At 43.4% G+C, this 17,497-nt stretch carries 19 protein-coding genes; 8 read left to right on the forward strand and 11 right to left on the reverse strand.

All coding sequences use genetic code 11. The annotated features are described in order from the left end of the window. Window positions 1–55: 55 nt before the first annotated feature. Window positions 56–553, reverse strand: a complete 498-nt coding sequence (locus H6G03_RS33425) for a pentapeptide repeat-containing protein (protein ID WP_190474547.1) — start codon at window positions 551–553, stop codon at window positions 56–58. Window positions 554–809: 256 nt separating this feature from the next. Here H6G03_RS33425 and H6G03_RS33430 point away from each other — a divergent pair, with 256 nt between their 5' ends. After that, on the forward strand, window positions 810–1,496 hold the full coding sequence (locus H6G03_RS33430) for a serine/threonine protein kinase (protein ID WP_190474549.1): 687 nt from the start codon (window positions 810–812) through the stop codon (window positions 1,494–1,496). A 201-nt stretch (window positions 1,497–1,697) separates the two neighbouring features. Here H6G03_RS33430 and H6G03_RS33435 read toward each other — a convergent pair whose 3' ends face one another. Beyond that, window positions 1,698–1,850: a hypothetical protein gene (locus tag H6G03_RS33435; protein ID WP_242056841.1), complete on the reverse strand. Its 153-nt coding sequence runs from the start codon at window positions 1,848–1,850 to the stop codon at window positions 1,698–1,700. Between the two features lie 198 nt (window positions 1,851–2,048). On the opposite strand from H6G03_RS33435, the gene H6G03_RS33440 reads away from it, so the two are divergent. The 6 genes from H6G03_RS33440 to H6G03_RS33465 all read left to right on the forward strand — a co-directional run bounded on the left by H6G03_RS33440 (window position 2,049) and on the right by H6G03_RS33465 (window position 7,295). Further along, window positions 2,049–3,032 carry a DUF4349 domain-containing protein gene (locus H6G03_RS33440; RefSeq protein ID WP_190474552.1) on the forward strand — a complete coding sequence of 328 codons (984 nt, stop codon included), beginning with the start codon at window positions 2,049–2,051 and terminating at the stop codon, window positions 3,030–3,032. 177 nt (window positions 3,033–3,209) lie between these two features. After that, window positions 3,210–4,553, forward strand: a complete 1,344-nt coding sequence (locus H6G03_RS33445) for a serine/threonine protein kinase (protein WP_190474554.1) — start codon at window positions 3,210–3,212, stop codon at window positions 4,551–4,553. 27 nt (window positions 4,554–4,580) lie between these two features. Beyond that, the gene (locus tag H6G03_RS33450) at window positions 4,581–5,072 is read left to right on the forward strand and encodes a DUF427 domain-containing protein (RefSeq protein WP_190474556.1); all 492 of its coding nucleotides are present in this window, start codon (window positions 4,581–4,583) and stop codon (window positions 5,070–5,072) included. A 131-nt stretch (window positions 5,073–5,203) separates the two neighbouring features. Then, window positions 5,204–5,482, forward strand: coding sequence for a DUF7219 family protein (locus H6G03_RS33455; protein ID WP_190474558.1), 279 nt, complete (start codon window positions 5,204–5,206; stop codon window positions 5,480–5,482). Between the two features lie 147 nt (window positions 5,483–5,629). Continuing rightward, window positions 5,630–6,457 (forward strand): 4-hydroxy-tetrahydrodipicolinate reductase, encoded by an 828-nt coding sequence (gene dapB / locus H6G03_RS33460; protein ID WP_190474560.1) that lies wholly within the window; start codon window positions 5,630–5,632, stop codon window positions 6,455–6,457. Between the two features lie 91 nt (window positions 6,458–6,548). Continuing rightward, on the forward strand, window positions 6,549–7,295 hold the full coding sequence (locus tag H6G03_RS33465) for a phosphate ABC transporter permease (RefSeq protein ID WP_190474562.1): 747 nt from the start codon (window positions 6,549–6,551) through the stop codon (window positions 7,293–7,295). A gap of 134 nt (window positions 7,296–7,429) precedes the next feature. Here H6G03_RS33465 and H6G03_RS33470 read toward each other — a convergent pair whose 3' ends face one another. Then, entirely contained in the window at window positions 7,430–8,053 is a 624-nt protein-coding gene (locus H6G03_RS33470; protein WP_190474564.1) for a type I restriction endonuclease, read from the reverse strand. 38 nt (window positions 8,054–8,091) lie between these two features. Then, complete coding sequence (locus H6G03_RS33475) at window positions 8,092–11,442, reverse strand: type ISP restriction/modification enzyme (protein WP_190474566.1); 3,351 nt, start codon at window positions 11,440–11,442, stop codon at window positions 8,092–8,094. Window positions 11,443–11,967: 525 nt separating this feature from the next. Between H6G03_RS33475 and H6G03_RS33480 the strand changes: the two genes are divergently transcribed. Continuing rightward, entirely contained in the window at window positions 11,968–12,171 is a 204-nt protein-coding gene (locus H6G03_RS33480; RefSeq protein ID WP_190474568.1) for a hypothetical protein, read from the forward strand. 295 nt (window positions 12,172–12,466) lie between these two features. On the opposite strand, the gene H6G03_RS33485 is transcribed toward H6G03_RS33480, so the two are convergent. From H6G03_RS33485 to cobA, 7 genes are all read right to left on the reverse strand, one after another. Continuing rightward, on the reverse strand, window positions 12,467–13,096 hold the full coding sequence (locus H6G03_RS33485; RefSeq protein ID WP_190474580.1) for a precorrin-8X methylmutase: 630 nt from the start codon (window positions 13,094–13,096) through the stop codon (window positions 12,467–12,469). A gap of 203 nt (window positions 13,097–13,299) precedes the next feature. After that, entirely contained in the window at window positions 13,300–14,109 is an 810-nt protein-coding gene (locus tag H6G03_RS33490; protein ID WP_190474570.1) for a TPM domain-containing protein, read from the reverse strand. Between the two features lie 244 nt (window positions 14,110–14,353). Next, the gene (locus tag H6G03_RS38455) at window positions 14,354–14,923 is read right to left on the reverse strand and encodes a DUF948 domain-containing protein (RefSeq protein ID WP_322112022.1); all 570 of its coding nucleotides are present in this window, start codon (window positions 14,921–14,923) and stop codon (window positions 14,354–14,356) included. 47 nt (window positions 14,924–14,970) lie between these two features. Then, window positions 14,971–15,381, reverse strand: coding sequence for a YtxH domain-containing protein (locus tag H6G03_RS33500; RefSeq protein WP_190474572.1), 411 nt, complete (start codon window positions 15,379–15,381; stop codon window positions 14,971–14,973). 228 nt (window positions 15,382–15,609) lie between these two features. After that, window positions 15,610–15,972 carry a hypothetical protein gene (locus tag H6G03_RS33505; RefSeq protein ID WP_190474574.1) on the reverse strand — a complete coding sequence of 121 codons (363 nt, stop codon included), beginning with the start codon at window positions 15,970–15,972 and terminating at the stop codon, window positions 15,610–15,612. A 163-nt stretch (window positions 15,973–16,135) separates the two neighbouring features. Next, window positions 16,136–16,621 carry a DUF2721 domain-containing protein gene (locus H6G03_RS33510; protein ID WP_190474576.1) on the reverse strand — a complete coding sequence of 162 codons (486 nt, stop codon included), beginning with the start codon at window positions 16,619–16,621 and terminating at the stop codon, window positions 16,136–16,138. 13 nt (window positions 16,622–16,634) lie between these two features. After that, entirely contained in the window at window positions 16,635–17,399 is a 765-nt protein-coding gene (gene cobA, locus H6G03_RS33515; RefSeq protein ID WP_190474578.1) for a uroporphyrinogen-III C-methyltransferase, read from the reverse strand. Between the last annotated feature and the right edge of the window lie 98 nt (window positions 17,400–17,497).

Below are 17,497 nucleotides of genomic sequence, written 5' to 3' on the forward strand. Positions count from 1 at the left end.
GGGGAGTGGAGGAGTGGAGGAGTGGGGGAAACAACCGTCCAGAATTCCCTTGACCCTATTCTATTTTTCCCGGAGACTCGGCGGGAATTACATTTTCGGGGGTAGAGATTACAATTGGTTTTGGGTTACGAATGTTACCGTTAGGCATCATCGTGTTGCTGAAAATGGCATTCGTAAAATCCGTTCCTCCCAACTCGTTCGCTTTAGCGCGAAACAGGTTAGCCTCAGTGAGGTCAGCGTAAGTTAAATCTGCACCGCTGATATCTGCACCCGTCAGCATCGCTTGCTTCAGGTTAGCACCCCGCAGAATAGCACCTCTGAGATTAGCACCTACTAGGATTGTATTCTTTAAACTAGCATCGCTGAGATCCGCACCGCTCAAATTTACAGCACCGAGATCCAAACCGTTCAAGTTCATGCCGCTTAAATCGCATCCCGCACATTCTTTTGTGCTTATTAACCTTTGTACCGGGTCATCTGTTTGCGCTACCAAGGGAGATGTTAAGCACAGGGAAGTTAAAACAGATATTGTTGCCAAGATAGTTGTTTTCATAAAATTTTCTCCAGGTATGTAGTTGCGCTTTAGCGCCAAAGCCTTTGGCTCGTATGTTGGGTTGAGTGAAGCCAAACCCAACCGATCGGTTGCATTTCTTACCTCAACCCAACCTACAAATTAACCGATTTTTGCATTTCCAGCTTTCTATTCTCCCGTCTTTTCATATCTTTTGTATTCAACTCTAACATCCAACCGCAGACAGATTTTACCAACTGTGCCAAAATCAAGGTAAGCTTCATCAGATGCGAAAAATATGAATTGGACGACAGGACAGCAATTACAGAATGGTGATTATACCATTAAATGCGAACTTGGGCGCGGCAGATTTGGCGTAACTTATCTTGCCAAAGATAATAAAAATGGTGGAGATACAGTCATCAAAACTTTAAACTACGAACAACTAGATATCCAAATTAAAACTCATCAAATAACGCCAGAAGAAAAAATTAAATTAGAAACTAGATTTTTGGATGAAGCTGATAAATTGCGGCGATACAACCATCCCCATATCGTAAAAGTTAAAAAAACCTTTAAAGAAGGCGATCGCAGCTGTATTGTCCTAGAATATATTCCAGGGGATACTTTAAATCGATTAGTCAAACGAGTTTTGCCAGAAAAAGAAGCATTGCGTTATATCCAACAAATTGGTTCCGCACTTAGCGAAGTACACAAACACAAAGACCTGCATCGAGACGTGAAACCAGATAATATTATGATTCGCGCTGGTAAATACGATGCGGTGCTAATTGATTTTGAACTGGTGCGCGGTTTCGAGCATCCTTTGTCGCGACAAGCAACGGAAGTTGGGTTTGCGGCTTTGGAACTTTATACCCCACAAAAAGATAAAGGTGCTTATACGGATGTTTATGCTTTGGCGGCTACTCTGTATGCAGTTTTGACAGGGGAAAAACCGCCAGATGTGGCGTTGACAGGGTGTTGATTTTTGTGCGATCGCATTTATTTATGTTTGAATAAAACTATTATCAATTCTGTATAATTTTAGGAATAGTTTTTGTTTTGATAATACATAAAAACAACAAAATCGCCTTTTAAGCGGTGATGATTCGGCGGTCATACGACCACCCCCAGGCTGTGCCTGTTTATTATTATAATTCGTCGATTACTTACCTGTCAATAATATTTAGCGCGACGATCGCATATTAGCGCGAATTTGTGCCATTGCAGTTACACCATCGACAACTTCACCGCGTTGGGATGCTTCCCACCCAATCATTACTTCTTGTTGCAGTTCTTGTAACCATAAACGATCGTATTCTGCTTCATCTGCTGCCAAAATAGCTTCAATTTCTTCTTTGTTGGCGTTATGCGATCGGCAACCTCGTCTGACGCAACCTAGATTATCTCAACTGCAAGGCTTTCAGCTTCCCCAGCATTACAATTTTTGTAACGGCTAACATAGCCAAGCCAAATGAGGTTAGATTATTTCTAACATACAAACTCATGTTTCTGGTTTCCCCAAGGAAAATATTATATGCAAACTCAATTAAAATCGCATCCGGCCAAGTGCGATCGCTTGACAAAACTTTTGCTAGTGGGGATGCTATCTGCGATCGCGTTACCGAGTTGTAGCGCTGGCTACAACCCCACTAGCGGTGCTTCAATGGAACGAGAAACAACACAAGCACCAATGCAAAATGCAAAAATGGCGGCAGCACCAGCAATGCAACCAGCACCGTCAGGAGATATTGTAGCAGCGAGGGAAGAAAGTTTTGCAGCAGCCGCACCCGCAAGGCGTTCTCTCCCACAATTAATTAAAAGGGCTGAATTAAGTCTTGTTGTCAAATCAATTGACCAGAGTATGCGCGATGTTTCCAATATCGTCAGAAAACAACAAGGCGATATCATCGGTTTCCAAGATAGCAAACCTACCGACCCTAGCAGCCGTGCAACTGCTTCCATGCAAATTCGCGTACCGTCGTCAAAATTGGAAACATCTCTCGATAGTTTAGCAAAATTAGGAAACGTGCAAAGCCGTTCTCTCACCGCAGAAGATGTCTCGGATCAGTTAGTAGATTTTCAAGCGCGATTGAAGAATTTACGGAAATCGGAAGAAGCAGTATTGAAAATTTTAGAACGTTCCGGTTCGATTCGAGATGTGTTACAAGTTACTCAACAACTCAGTAACATCCGAGAGTCGATCGAACGCATTTCCGCACAATTGAAAAATTTGCAAAATCAAGTAGCTTATTCCACGATAACCTTAAATTTAGAAGCAACTGTTCCAGCCGCACCGCCAGCGGGTACTCCCTTGGGTTTGCGAGTACAAGAAAGTTGGGGACAGGCAACTCATTCCCTCAGTGAGTTTAGCATCGGATTACTGAATTTCAGTATATGGCTATTTGCGTTTAGCCCATATATACTTTTAATAGGCGGTGCTGGATATGGTATTTACCGATTTAAGAAATATAAGTCGCATTTTGGCGATCGAAAACCAAATTTACCGCCATCAGCCTAAATCTTAAATGATTCGTGAAAACCAGTTCAGCCTGATTTATTCTGTTTGATTCTGTTTGGAGTATTAGTTTTAGTTGTGCATAACGTCAGCCAACAACTTAGGCTAAAATTTAGACTAAGTTGTTGGGTTTCGTTCCTCAAACCAACCGACAACTAGCCCTTAGTCTCTCTCTTCATTATGGAACTGCTGCACCAACCAGGAGATGCGATCGCCCAACGGTATCAAATTGTGAATACTTTGGGCCAGGGTGGCATTGGGATAACTTACGAAGCGATCGACTTGCACAGCAATCAGCGAGTGGCACTCAAAGAACTGTCATTCCGGCGAGTCAGTCAGTGGAAGGTGCTAGAATTATTTGAACGAGAAGCTAAAATATTATCCCATCTCAATCATCCCAGCATACCTCGGTATTTGGATTATTTTCAAGTCGATACGCCTGAAGATTGCCGATTTTACCTGGTTCAGGAATTGGCAGAAGGGCGATCGCTTTCATCGTTAGTCGAAAGCGGTTGGCGCGGGAAGGAATCGGAAGTACGACGTTTGGCGGTGCAAGTTCTGGAAATTCTCACTTACTTACAAGAATTTGCCCCACCCGTCATCCACCGAGATATCAAACCGCAAAATATCATCCAAAGGGAAGATGGACAAATTTTTCTAGTTGACTTCGGTGCTGTGCAAGACACCTATCGGCAAACGGTGACGGGAGGCAGCACAGTTATCGGTACTTACGGCTACATGGCTCCTGAGCAATTTCGCGGACAAGCCTACCCTTCAACGGATTTGTACGGACTGGGAGCGACATTGTTGTTCTTGCTGACACATCGATCGACTGTCGATCTGCCGCAACATCGCCTCAAAATAGACTTTCGCTCTCAAGTGGAAATCTCAGATGAATTTGCCGACTGGTTAGAAACAATGCTCGAACCGGTACCGGAAGATAGATTTTCCTCTGCAAAAGATGCGTTGGCAAACTTGCGCGGCGAACATACAATTACTGTACAAAAGCGGCGCAAACCTGCGGGCAGTCGCATCGTTTTGCAAAATACAGGCCAGCGACTTGTCGTGGAAATTCCTCCATCTGGGTGGCAATTTCAGAACATTTCCTGGTTGGGTTTTGCGCTGATTTGGAGTGGATTTTTATTTTTCTGGACAGCTGGAGCGATCGCAGTCGGTGCTTATCTATTTTTTCCCTTACTTTCCATTCCTTTTTGGATAGTAGGATTGGGAATGTTGGGCGGAGTTTTATTTAGCGTAGCGGGTCGGACGCGCTTGGAGATCGATCGGGAGAATTTTCGATTGCAGTGGAAGTTATTTGCTTTTAGTCATCAGATTCGGGGACGCACACAAGATATCGATCGAGTAGACTTGTGCAGTAATTTCGAGGTCAACAACAAACCAGTCATGGCCTGTACGATCGTCGAAGGAGTACGTACCCATAGTTTCGGATCTTGGTTAGCCCAATCAGAGAAAGAATGGTTACGTGAAGAACTTACCAATTACCTTGGAAAGAAGCTATCTTAGCTCTGAAATCCAAAATCCAAAATTGATATGATTCAGCGCATCGAACCTGGGCCAGGTCAAGAATCTGTTTGGGACTACCCCCGTCCGCCTCGTTTAGAAGACACTCCGAAACACATCCTGGTTGTGTTTAACGGTATTGTAATTGCAGATACCTATCGAGCAAAGCGTGTGTTAGAAACGAGTCATCCACCCAATTACTACATCCCAACCGATGATATTAAAATGGAATATCTAGTGCGCGAAAACCGCGTTACTTTTTGCGAATGGAAAGGTCAAGCGCATTTCTACAGTGTAATTGTCGGTAACAAGCAAGCGCAAAATGCTGCTTGGTTTTATACGGCTCCCACTCCCGCCTTTATCTCCATCAAAGATTATGTAGCTTTTTATGCCAATTTGATGGAAGCTTGCTATGTTAACGGTGAGAGGGTGCAACCGCAGCCAGGTGATTTCTACGGCGGCTGGATCACCAGCGACATTGTAGGGCCGTTCAAAGGTGGGCCGGGAACTTGGGGCTGGTAGATAAAGCTAAAGGAAACTTTTGGCAACCGAGACGCGATTAAGTATCTGCGTATTACGTAGATACCCATCCTGACTGAGAGCGTCTATAACAGAAGAATGTTTAATTGGTATATAACATAATGGAGGGAGCCATGAACGATCGCTCCAATTTTCTCTACCCTCGCAGTCGCTACTACGGTCAAGTCAAACCAGAAAACATGGTTTTTAACGCTAATTTGCAGGAATTTGCTCAAAGAGTGAACTTCGTTTGCTCCTTAGAAACTGGTGGAAAGCTGCCTCCAGATGAAGCTTACAAACAAATTAAGAAACTCTGGAAACAGCTAAAACGCAGTAAAAAGCAGCTTGGCATTGGCGAAAGTCCGTTTAACCCGGAAGACGGAAACTCAAACGAGAATCCTCCATCTGGTTGAGCAGAGGGGCAGTGAGCCCTATGCCCCTCTGCCCGATTGCCAATTCAATCTCAAATCCAAAATCTAAAATCTCAAATCTAAAATTGCTTGCTCGATGGCCAATTCAATCTAAAATCTAAAATCTCAAATCTAAAATCGGTATTTTTCATGGCCAATCAATCTCCTATTCCAGTTGTGGTAAACGGTGCTGGTGGCAAAATGGGCCGCGAGGTCATTAAAGCTGTGGCTGGCGCACCTGACATGACTCTACTGGGTGCGATCGATCTCAATCCCGAATTATTAAACAAAGATGCTGGGGAGGTGGCTGGATGTGGCCCGCTGGAAGTTCCCATCACGAATCAATTTGAACCGATGTTGGCAATGGCTGCCCAGGAAAAAGTGCTGGGCGTTATGGTAGACTTCACCCATCCCAAAACGGTATATGATTCTGTGAGGTCTGCGATCGCCTACGGTGTCCGTCCCGTTGTCGGCACGACCGGCTTGAGTGTGGAGCAAATTCAAGATTTAGCCGAGTTTGCGGAAAAAGCGAGTACTGGTTGCCTGATTATTCCCAATTTTTCGATCGGCATGGTTTTGCTTCAGCAAGCAGCTATTCAGGCATCCAAATACTTCGACCACGTAGAAATTATCGAACTTCACCACAATCAAAAAGCCGACGCCCCCAGCGGTACGGCTATTCAAACCGCGCAAATGCTAGCAGAAATGGGGAAAAGTTTCAACCCCCCCTCTGTGGCGGAAGAGGAAAAGTTAGCGGGTGCGAGAGGTAGTGTAGCAAATGAAGGCATTCGCATTCACAGCGTCCGCTTACCCGGTCTAATTGCCCATCAAGAGGTGATGTTTGGGGCTCCCGGTCAAATATATACCCTACGCCACGATACGAGCGATCGAGCTTGCTATATGCCAGGAGTTCTGCTATCGATCCGCAAAGTCACGCAGCTGAAATCGTTAGTATATGGTTTAGAGAAGATATTGTAGGAGAATAGGGCATAGGGCATCTTAACAAAAAAAACTAGATTGCCCATCCCCCATTCAATCCAAAATCTAAAATCTAAAATCCAAAATCCATATGCTAGTTCCATTAACCCGCGCAAAATTTGAACAACTGATCCCAATCATTGCTACAGCTGCACAGTACAAATATTGCTGGGGTAAAAGTGCCAACTTCTTATTCCGGCTGTTAATTTCTTTGGTAAGTGTAGCTATACTATTTTTGATTGAGCAAGCGTTCCAAGATTTTGCTTGGCTATTTGTTTTAATAGGAACAGTGAGCGGTTTTTACTGGTTATGGGGGCCTGTTTTTTGGGCGAGTTTGCGTAATTTAGAATCTCGCCGCTATCGTTACAGTGCTTTTTGGCGCGGTCAAGTGCTAGATGTTTATATCAGCGAAGAATTGGTAGGAAAAGCACAGGAAAATGTGAACAAACGCGGCGAGTTAGTGATTGTAGAAAACCGGGAACGCCGACTTAATTTAGAAGTAGGAGATGAGACTGGTTTTTTGACTCAATTACAAGTACCGCTAAAGCGTTCTCATCAAGCGATCGTGCGTGGAGAATGGGCAGAAATGTTGGTAATGTCGGAACGACCGGATATGAGTCGCATTGCGAAAGTTTCCGATATTTTTCTTCCCGAACTTAATTTATGGGTGAGTGACTATCCTTACTTACGGCGAGATTTGTTTGTCGATATTAGCCACCAATTAGGAAATGCCCCGGAAGGGGACAGGCAAAAGAAAAAGAAAAAGCGTTACGAACGAGATCCCGGATATGGTGCGAATCGATCGCGCAGACCTCCGAGAAGAGATGATGACTGGTAACGGTCGGAAACCGGGTTTTTAGGCGAAAAATCTAGGTTTTGAGGTGAAAGTAGTTGACAGAAACCCGGTTTCTCCAGCCGCTTGAGTTCTATAGCCAATCGATCGAGCCTGACGCACCCTACAAAATTTTTTAGTTATTCTCCAAGTAATTGAGCGAGGCGTTTTAACACGCTCACAACAGTATACAAATCATCCCCCCGTTGCAGCGCAAAGGGATAAGATTCAGCATATTTTGGCTTACCTTGTTTCGTCAGTTTCAGAAATTTAAACTCCGGGCCATTACTCACAAAACCAAAGGCAGGTTTTTCAGAATTAGGATTACCCAACATATAAGCCAACGCTTGCGGTATCCCCGCTTCCACCGAATATTTTACGCTTTTGGCTTCAATAGCGAGTACCCAAAAAGAAGGCTTAAAAACTAAGAGGTCAAGGCGTCCTGTTACAATAGTACCATCATCCTCCGATGAAATTTTCACCGACTTTTCGGCAGTAATATAAAATGGCGGACGATAAAAACCCGCCAATCTCAACAATGGCCCTAACACCACCATTTTGACAATTGGTTCTAGAATGGTATAACGAGACAAATGGAGGTAGTCTGCTTTTACTTCATCTAGGGTTTGCTTTTCCAAATCTGTCAGTTCCGGTAAATCATCTTGCCATTCTAGAAAGAAGCGATCGTCGTTAGTGCGTTCTAAATCGAAGTTTTTAATTAATTGGTCAAAAGTGATATCTTGAGATTGGATTGTTTCAACCATGATTTATCTCTCTTTTTCGCTTTAGAAGCTATTAATTTTTATTCTTCTTCCTCTTCGTATTTTTCCATATTGAAAAGCGGTAATTCTGTCTCAACTTCTGCCAAACTAACTCTTTCTGATTCGGTTGGTTGTCGAAATTCAGAGTAAACAAACAAATTACTTTTCAAAAGTGCATCAAACAAAGAAGATAACTGAGGAAAAATATCGACAGTTGCATCAAGCACCCACAGCAGATCGAGAAGTTCATTATCAAATTCCCAGATTTGCGGACGAATATCATCGAGAGGTGAAGATTTTTTACCAGCCCCATCTTTCATCCGATAGGAAAGCCAAGATGTTACAACCTCTAAACCTGAAATACTGAAATTATAGACTTCTTGACGAACCCCTTCAAATATCCCTTTACCAACTCGCAGTTCTTGCATACCGACATCATAAGAAAATTCGGTTGGATAGTCGGTTTCTGTTGTTGGAGTTCCTATTTTACAACGAGCTTTTCCAGGCGGAATTTTACCTGGTTTCATACCATTCGGAATAAATCTTTCACCATAAGTATGTAACCAAACAAGTTGACGACCAATAGCAACTACCTGACCAAATAAATTAGAGTCTTTGGTAATAGGAATTCTTGCGCCTGGGGTTTCTAGTTCATTCCAGAATTCTTTTACATATTTGGGAGTAGCAAGAATTGCATAACAGTAAGCAAAAAAATCTTCTGGCAAAACTTCGCATTTTAAGTTTGCAATTAAGGTTGCTAAAACTCCATGAGTGATGTTAGGCTGAGTTCCGGCTGCATCTCGCCAGAGGGGTATAATGTGTTTACCTCCAAAAGAGCCACGAAAATGATCTAAGTCAGCGATTAAGGCAGTGGCAACTGCTGAAGATCCCTCACCAAGAACGTTAGTAAGCAGACTTATCATATAAACTTGTCGATCGCTATAAGAGCGGAACAAAACAGGCCGAGCAAAGTCACAAAGCCTATTATCTAAGAGCGCCCATTGGCGATCGAAACTCCGATAAGCATAGCGAATTGGTTGTACATAGGACGTATCTGGAGAAACATTGACAATAGGAGGTAATAAAATACCGTTTTCCTCCAGGGATCTATATTGCTTGCTAATTTTTCGATCGCGAGTCTCTTTGAAAAGTTTTGCCTTTAAATGGGAATCACGGGCAGAAATTAGATTTTTCCATCGTTGTTTTAAAATTTCAATACTTTCACCGATCGGCCATTTCCGTTTGAATTGTACTCCACCTACCTGCCAAGGAAATAAATCAGTCAATCTTGCCCATTTCCCATAGTCAGTATCACTTACGGGTAAAAATAAATCTGTCCAACCTGTAGGGCAATTTTTCCATACCAAGTCTTTGAAATAGTCGATTCTACCAAGAGTTGCCAGTTTTTCTCCTTCTGTGCCATCAACTCGCGTAAAATGAACTTTCGCCGGAACTTCAGGTTGCGGTTTTCCATAACGAACACCGATCGCAATCGCAACTGGCGTTTGAATAGCAAATACATTATCTGTTTTTCTTGCGCCAAGATTATCTCCCTCCAGATCGATAAACCAAAGTTCATCAAAAGTTTGACGCATCACCTGTCTCATCCCCGCAAAACCAGGGCCACGCAGATAAGAAGAAGCCGTGATAAAACTAATAATACCTGGACGATTTTCTTGATTTGACTCAAAAACTTTCCATAGCGCCCATCGCCAAAAGTAAACATAGTCGTTATATAAATTTTTAGCATGAACGAGTTGCCCTGCCTGTCGTAGCGGTTCAATAAAATCTTGCAGAATAGCCTCAGCAATCATCTGTTGATTTCGATCGATTTCCTGTCTGTTATCTCCAAATCGAACCCATCCGCCTTTTCGTTTTTCTACTTCTCGATCGTCTTCTTGAATCTGTTGGCGATCGTAAGGTGGATTACCAATACAAACTAGAACGGGTGTATCTTGTTTAATCTTTTGGGCGCGTTTGTATTCTTCTCCTAATGGTTTGAGAGATAGCGGTAAATGTCCAGGTACAGCAGCATAAGGAGATTCTAACGTATCTGTAAGATATACATGAACACCATCTTTTGGTAAAGTTCCTCCTTCGCTCAAAATTTGCTGAGTCAAGCGAAGATGAGCAACTGCATAAGGGCCAACTAGAATTTCAAAAGCATGGATATTTGCTGCTGCTGTGGTAGCAGCAGCAACGCGCATTCCTGCTCCTCGATCTTTGGTAATTCGATCGAAACCATCTTTAAGGGCTGTTAAAATGTAAGTGCCTGTTCCGCAAGCAGGATCTAGAGTTACAACCTTTGGATCGATGAATGAATACTCTGCATCAAAGTATTTTTCGAGTAATTCTGCCACCAGTCTAACTTGTGTTTGAATAACGGGGACTGGAGTGTAGTAAACACCCCTTTCTTTTCGCATTTTAGGGTCATATTGTGCTAAAAAATCTTCATAGAAATATAGCCAAGGATCTTCGTTGCCTTTTTGAGCTAGTGCAGTGATATCAATGGCAGCAATAATTCGCTCCAATAAATTTAGTGATACCTCAATTTGTTCGCGTGCAGCTTCATCACCAAGAATTTTCAAAGCATCAGCAAGTAAGCTGTGTCCTGTTCTAATTGTTTTGACTGCTTGTGGTAATGAGAGATCTTCTGCACCAGAAAATCGCGCTAGTAAAAGCGCGTATGTTAATGTCTGAGCATAAGCATCTGCAAATTGCTTGTTATCAGCATCAGGAAAAAGATAAATCCGCCAATCTTTTGCCAAATTGCTAAGATTAGATTCGGGATCTTCCAGTGCAGCTAACACATCTGTTCGCAACAAGCGACAAATAGGAGCCAGCATTTCAGCGAGAGCTTTTGGTGTAGAAGGTACAATTGGTTTCCATTGGAAAAAATCTCGCAGAAGTGTTAGCAAAGCTTGAGAATTTCGATCTGTAACAGCATCTTCACCATCAGAGGTAATATCACCAGAAAGCTTAATAATTTTTCCTACTCTCTCACCTGTTCGGTAAAGTGCCCATTGATTTCCATCTGTGTAAATCAAATTTGATAAGTTCTTAAACTTCTCCCATTGTTGTTTGTTATCTCCTTTAAATTTGCTGGGATCTGCTCCTTTTCCTGGTGCTTTTAGTTCAATATATCCAGCTAAAAGAGAACTAACGGCAACTCCTACATCAGGTCTTCCTGAGAGTGCCTTTTCTCGAACTTCTGTAACGACATTTACTTTTAAGTTAAGTATCTCTCCACAACGTTTGAGCAAATTTTCGATCGGTGCTTTGAGTTGGTCTTCAGGATTGAAAGAAATCGATTGAAGTCTAAATTTATTAGTTACTTCTGTGGCAAACTTTTGCAATACTTTTGTAAAATTATTTTCTGCATTAGTTGTCATTTTTACCCCCTGATTAAAGCTTTTCTCAGGTGATTGAGGTACAGAGAAACCCGGTTTCTTCAAGAAACCGGGTTTCTGAAGTATACTTCATACAACTGAAACCTGCTATATAAACACCGATAATATTTTAGACAGTACCAAAATTTAAGGTAGTCTGCTCAAGACCGAAGCAATAAGCAACAGTTATTTACGAGTTTTATTTAAACTACGCAATTCTTAAAATTTAGATGGTAAGCGATCGCACTTTCCAAAACCAAGTGCGATCGCTACCCATCCAAAACCATATCAAATCCCCTGACCAAAACCAATAATCTCCTCAACAGTAATCTCTAACGCAGGGAAAAACAGCGACTCAATCCTCTGTTTTCCCGTAAAACTCTGAAATTCATATTCTCTTTCCACTAAAATCCTACGCGAATTCACTAACTGTCCGATCTCGATCGCAGGTTCTTCAATTTTCGTTAAGTCCTGGCCAAAAATAGCCGCGCTACATTTATAATAATGATTATCACGCCCAAAATTTAAATGAAAGCTGAAGATTATCCATTTGTTAAAGAACTGATAATTGACATTCAGGGTAATATCCAAAAAGTCGTTATCAATTTTAGCGATTATCAGCGCCTCCTAGAAGCGATGGAGGATGAAGGACTCGTACTTGCGATGAGGGAAGTAAAAGATGAAACCCCTCTTAATTTAGATGAAGCGCTAGCAGAACTTGAAAAACAGTGAATACATACTATCCATATTACAGGGTTCTACATCGAAAGGAATTTTACCGCTACTTTCCTTGAGTACGATCGCTACCCATACAAAACAATATCAAATCCGCTTCCCAAAACCAACAATCTCCTCAACTGTAACTCTAAATCTGGGAAAAACCGCGACTCAATCCTCTGTTTGCCTGTAAAACTCTGAAAGTTATATTCTCTTGCCACTAAAATACTACGCAAATTCACCAACTGTCCGATCGCGATCGCAGGTTATTCAATTTTCGGATTCTTCGCCTACCCCCTAACTCCTGTTTCTAAACTCCCACAGCTCCTTCTTGTCCGTAAGCTTGCCAAGCCAAATCCACCAATCCATTTACAATCGCCGACGCTACCACCGCACTGCCCTTGCGTCCTTCCGTGCGGATGTGGGGAATTAAGGAATCTTGCAATCTTTCTTTCGCAACGTCCACATCGACAAAACCAGCAGGGGTTCCGATTACTAAAGCGGGACGAATTTCTTCTGCTTCAATTAATTCTACGAGAGAAGTTAAAGCCGTTTGCGCGTAACCCACCACAAAGATGCCTTCTGGATAACGTCTGGCTAAAGTTTCAATTCCCCAAGCAACGCGGGTTTTTTCTCTTTGGGGTCGCGTCAGGGCGTCCATACTGCAATACACCGGGTTAGCAAAAGTACTTTGAATACTTGGTGTAATTCCCACTTGTACCATTGGCACATCTACGACTATGGTAGTGCGAGCGGCTAAAGCGGCGGCTCCGGCCTGTAATGCTCTTTCCGAAAAACGAATTAAAGATTTGTATTCAAAGTCTGCTGTAGCATAAATCACCCGACGTACTATTTCGTATTCTGCTGGGGAAAATACATGATCCCCTATTTCGCGATCGATAATTGCCAGACTCTGAGCATCTGTAAGGTGCCATTCCATGATTTCTGCTACATAAAACGGAAGCAATGCTTGATTTTCTCTGTCTGGCTCATATTCTACCGCGCTTTTATGGCATCTGTTTCTAGTTCCGCCGCATTGTTGCACTCATCGTCTTGGGACAGACACCCGGTTTTGGCGAAAAACCGGGTTAGTTGAAGTGGGACAGAAACCCGGTTTTGGTGAAAAACCGGGTTTGTTTAACCTTAGCGGCTGGAACTTTCAGAAGGGGAAGCTAGCATTGGCGATAGGTAGGCGACTAAAGCACCAATCATGAAGCCTGCCACATTTCGGAACAAGGGCAACCACTCGGAAGTACGGGTGACGACTGGGCCAATACCGAAGGCAATAAACAATATCCCCCACAATGGCGAGAAAATTAAAGCCCATTGCCAAGCTATAGCTTGTCCTGGTTTGCGGGGTTGGGCGGCGAATCCAAACACAACACCACCAACAATCGAGGTAACTAGGGTAAGAATCCACTGCTCGCGGGGCAGTCCCGGTACTACGTTGCAGCCGCCCTTGAGCAAACAGGTTTTGATCGAGTTAAGGGATTGTATGATGGATTGGTCTTCGCCTTCTTCGCGGACAAAGTACAGGTTGCCGTAACGAGTTTGCAGTTCAATCCAGAAAGTACGAGGTAAAAGCTTGTAAATGTCATCGCCGACGCTGAAGTTTAGGATATTGCCGCCTCGCGAATCAGCAACCAGTAAGACGCTTTTGTCATCCAATCCCCAATAGTTTTTGACAGCACGACCGGGAGTTTGGTCATATTGGGTCAAAACTCGCAGCTTCCAGCCAGTTTCTGCCTCGAAACTCTGTATATCTTGTGCAAGAGCTTGTTCCTGAACGTCGGTAAGAGACTTCGCTAAGTCAATTATTGGCGTTTGAATCTGGGGCAGTAACTCTGGATTGTCGAATGCCTGTGCTGCCGGTGCTTGGGCCCAAACACTTGCGGCCAGGAAGAAGGCTGCTATGGATACCAAAAGTCGTTTTACAAAATTATGCTTCTGCATTGGCTTTTTTACCAGAATCTCAAGTCGCGGACACTAAAATATTGCTTTCTTAATCAAAGGATAATAGAAAAATTATATTTCTTTACACTTGTTTACAAAAAATTTTCTAAAAAATTGCGATCGCAACCAGTTAGCAATGAATTGCAAGGATATCTGCGTAAAAAAAGTTTTTTTGCGCTATAATATCAAGGCTAAAATTTTCGGAATCGTACCAACTACAACAAACCAGTAGCAGTACTTGAAATTATTCAACTTCATCACCAGACCAATATACTTCCGAATCTGAGTGAGAAGCCTCGGCGCTTCGGCGCTCAGCAATTTCTCGGTGAGACTCTGAAGCGCGATGAGAAGGTGCGATCGCTCGATCGCGAACATCCAAGGGAGTTCCTTGAGAAGGCGGGAGAGGGGTAGCGGCAGACCGCCGTCCTATAGAGGCGGAGGGGCTAGTTTGGCTGCGAGTAAAGGTTTTCCAAGCGGCTTTAACACCAGTAAACACACTGCGAGTAGTAGTTTGCACTTTTTTTGCCTGCGTCTTGGCGGACACAACGCTTTGTTCGACTTGTTTAGCCGCAACACCAGCGCTTTTAACTCCCTCGCTGACATCATCTGTCAAATCGCTGATTTCCATACCGGTCAAGCGAATCGCTTCCAAAGTAGGGGGCAATTCGCGAGATAGGGTATCAGCTAATTTTTCCACACTGCGAGCAGCGCGGGCGATCTCCTGCAATGCGGGTATAGCTGCCATCAAAACAGCCGCAAGACTGACAGCAACCAGCAGTATGGAAAATCCTAACCAAAATAGGGGGTCAATCACAGGATTTGTGCCAAAAGCGAGGGTTATTTTTGCAGTTACCTGAGAGTTTATGTGGGTGTGATGTCTTGGGAAGCCACTGTAGTCCCCGAACCATAGGAATTCGAGTATAGCTCCTCCGGGTCGGGGGATGAGTTTTTTTCCGAAGGTGCTGCGGCTTCTGTTCGTTCAAAGGCTTTGCTTTCTTGAGCCCCAGCCTCTATTCCAGCAGAGATCGCTTCTTTAAGTCGCGTCAGGGTGTCATCCCAGTTTTTCAGTGCAGATTCGGAGAGCCGATCGGCTTGCAGCTGTACAGTAGTTGAGAGGTCTTCTGCCAAGTCGGGTAAAGCTTCGGCAGATTTTTTGAGCAAATGTCGCGTTTCTCTACCGGTGCGCGGTGCAATCAGCAAACCAGTAATGGTGCCGATCGCTGCTCCGAGCAGCATACCACCAATAAAAGCTCCAGAACGCTTATCAGACATTTTCGGGTCTCTATAGTTACAGGTTTTATAGACAAATATTACACTTGTCCATTCCAACCGTTTTGTCAGCGGTTAATTTCAGCGGACGTACTACTACATCCTGTATTTTCTTCGGTAAGGCGCTGCGCGTCTATGGAAAATGCTTTCCCGATCATACTAGCACTACTATTCACGTCCGTATTAATCAGTCTGCCGTCGCCAGCGCGAAACAAATCTCGGTTAATTCGCTTAACTTTGTCCTCGCTCGATCGGCAATTTCGCTACTTTTTTGAGAAATTTAGACTGCTTTGCCAGCTGACTTCGGGGCTTTTGCCAGACTTTCCCTAATAGGGCTAGTAAGCCTATAATTTGTTGCACCCTTTGGATCTGAATTTCCAGCACCTGATACCGCTCTCGCAGCAGCGATACGCCCTTCTGTCCTTTAGAAATTGCATTTGGTGCGTTGTACAGCACGTTATGAGTGCCCCGTTCTGCGGTAAGTATGGCATTTGCTGCGCGTGCCAGTATTTGCCGCAGTTTCCACACTCGCCAAGCAATATAGAAATTGATTAGGGCAATGAGAGTATTTATGGCTACGACGACTGGGATCATTTTTTAGCTTCTGACAAAAAACTCATCTAATTTTGTTCTGAACTTACATCTTGCACCATTCTCAACAATACCTGAGAAACCGGGTTGCTTAACGAAATATGTACGCTTTCAGATTTAACTATTTGCAGGAAACCCGGTTTCTAAACCTGGTGCAAGATGTGAGTTAAGGTTCATCTTTCACTTCTATAATGATAACTCGATAAGAAATAAAAATATCCAATACCATACAAGTAACGCCGCCTAGAACGAGAAACATACCACCTGTAAATAAATAGAGTGGCAACCCCTGAATTAAATTAGTATAAAAAAAGAAATTTATCCCGATGGATAAGGAAGTTAAAACGAAGCAAATTACCGCTAAAACCTGACACATAATTGCATTGCGAACAAACCATGCAGCTCGCAATAATATATTTACTTGTGTGATGATGTGCAACAATCTAATATTGTCAGACTCATCAATTTGACCTTGTTTGGTCATAAGTTTATTCAGGTTTCGCTTTTCATCATTCAATAACCTGATGCGAGTTAAAAGAGCTATATACCTGGCACTTAATCCCAAAAAAAATAAGGCACTAGAGGAAATCATTACCGCCGGTGCCAAAATCGCTTGAATTGCTTGGGTGGAAGTTATGGCATTGCCATCCATAAATTCATAGGTGTTACGGGCGACAACTGGAAAGAATACTGTGTAAGTTTACTACAGATCCAATAATGGCGATCGCAGGTGCGCCAAATTGATTTTCTTCAACTAACTTGACAATTGTACCCAGCGTACCGTAGAGTTCTTGCTGTTCGGGACGAGTACCCCAGCGCACCAAACCGACACGAGTTTCGCCACTTAAGCCAGCTATTTGCAATTGTTCGGCAATATAAGGTAGATTGTGAACGCCCATGTAAATTACAATTGTTTCCGAACCGTGAGCGATCGCACTCCAATTTACAGCGGGTCGATACTTCCCAGCCGCTTCGTGTCCGGTCACAAAAGTAACTGAAGAACTGTAAGAACGGTGAGTCAAAGGAATACCCGCATAAGCAGGTGCGGCAATTCCCGACGTTATACCCGGTACCACTTCCACAGACACACCCGCTTTTACCAAGTCTTCCATTTCTTCGCCGCCGCGACCGAATACAAAAGGATCGCCACCTTTCAAACGCACAACGATTGCTTCTGTCTGCGCCTTCTCTATTAATAAGTAAGTAGTTTCTTCTTGCAATAAGGAGTGACGCCCCATCCGTTTACCGGCATCAATTTTCTCAGCTTGCGGGTTAATCATCGCTAAAATTTGGGGACTGACAAGGGCATCGTAAATTACCACGTCGGCACATTCCAACAAGGCTTTTCCCTTGAGAGTCATTAGCCCCGGATCTCCCGGCCCCGCACCTACTAAATATACCTTACCCAAATACTTTTTCCTCTGCTCCATAAAACTGATACAAATCCGGATCTAACCGGAAATTGAAGTTTACTTACTGCTTCGTCCAGGGCTGTCGGCAGCTGACTGTCCACAGTCGTTAAGTTCCG

It is taken from the genome of Aerosakkonema funiforme FACHB-1375 (assembly GCF_014696265.1).
Lineage (GTDB): Bacteria > Cyanobacteriota > Cyanobacteriia > Cyanobacteriales > Aerosakkonemataceae > Aerosakkonema > Aerosakkonema funiforme_A.

Bases quoted from the DNA above. Each gene is read 5' to 3' on its own strand.
- H6G03_RS33505 (WP_190474574.1), bottom strand. From the start codon at position 15,972: ATGATCCCAGTCGTCGTAGCCATAAATACTCTCATTGCCCTAATCAAT.
- H6G03_RS33425 (WP_190474547.1), bottom strand. From the start codon at position 553: ATGAAAACAACTATCTTGGCAACAATATCTGTTTTAACTTCCCTGTGC.
- H6G03_RS33465 (WP_190474562.1), top strand. From the start codon at position 6,549: ATGCTAGTTCCATTAACCCGCGCAAAATTTGAACAACTGATCCCAATC.
- H6G03_RS33490 (WP_190474570.1), bottom strand. From the start codon at position 14,109: ATGCAGAAGCATAATTTTGTAAAACGACTTTTGGTATCCATAGCAGCC.
- dapB (WP_190474560.1), top strand. From the start codon at position 5,630: ATGGCCAATCAATCTCCTATTCCAGTTGTGGTAAACGGTGCTGGTGGC.
- H6G03_RS33455 (WP_190474558.1), top strand. From the start codon at position 5,204: ATGAACGATCGCTCCAATTTTCTCTACCCTCGCAGTCGCTACTACGGT.
- H6G03_RS33440 (WP_190474552.1), top strand. From the start codon at position 2,049: ATGCAAACTCAATTAAAATCGCATCCGGCCAAGTGCGATCGCTTGACA.
- H6G03_RS33445 (WP_190474554.1), top strand. From the start codon at position 3,210: ATGGAACTGCTGCACCAACCAGGAGATGCGATCGCCCAACGGTATCAA.
- H6G03_RS33510 (WP_190474576.1), bottom strand. From the start codon at position 16,621: ATGGATGGCAATGCCATAACTTCCACCCAAGCAATTCAAGCGATTTTG.
- H6G03_RS33475 (WP_190474566.1), bottom strand. From the start codon at position 11,442: ATGACAACTAATGCAGAAAATAATTTTACAAAAGTATTGCAAAAGTTT.
- H6G03_RS33480 (WP_190474568.1), top strand. From the start codon at position 11,968: ATGAAAGCTGAAGATTATCCATTTGTTAAAGAACTGATAATTGACATT.
- H6G03_RS33470 (WP_190474564.1), bottom strand. From the start codon at position 8,053: ATGGTTGAAACAATCCAATCTCAAGATATCACTTTTGACCAATTAATT.
- H6G03_RS33485 (WP_190474580.1), bottom strand. From the start codon at position 13,096: ATGGAATGGCACCTTACAGATGCTCAGAGTCTGGCAATTATCGATCGC.
- cobA (WP_190474578.1), bottom strand. From the start codon at position 17,399: ATGGAGCAGAGGAAAAAGTATTTGGGTAAGGTATATTTAGTAGGTGCG.
- H6G03_RS33430 (WP_190474549.1), top strand. From the start codon at position 810: ATGAATTGGACGACAGGACAGCAATTACAGAATGGTGATTATACCATT.
- H6G03_RS33500 (WP_190474572.1), bottom strand. From the start codon at position 15,381: ATGTCTGATAAGCGTTCTGGAGCTTTTATTGGTGGTATGCTGCTCGGA.
- H6G03_RS33450 (WP_190474556.1), top strand. From the start codon at position 4,581: ATGATTCAGCGCATCGAACCTGGGCCAGGTCAAGAATCTGTTTGGGAC.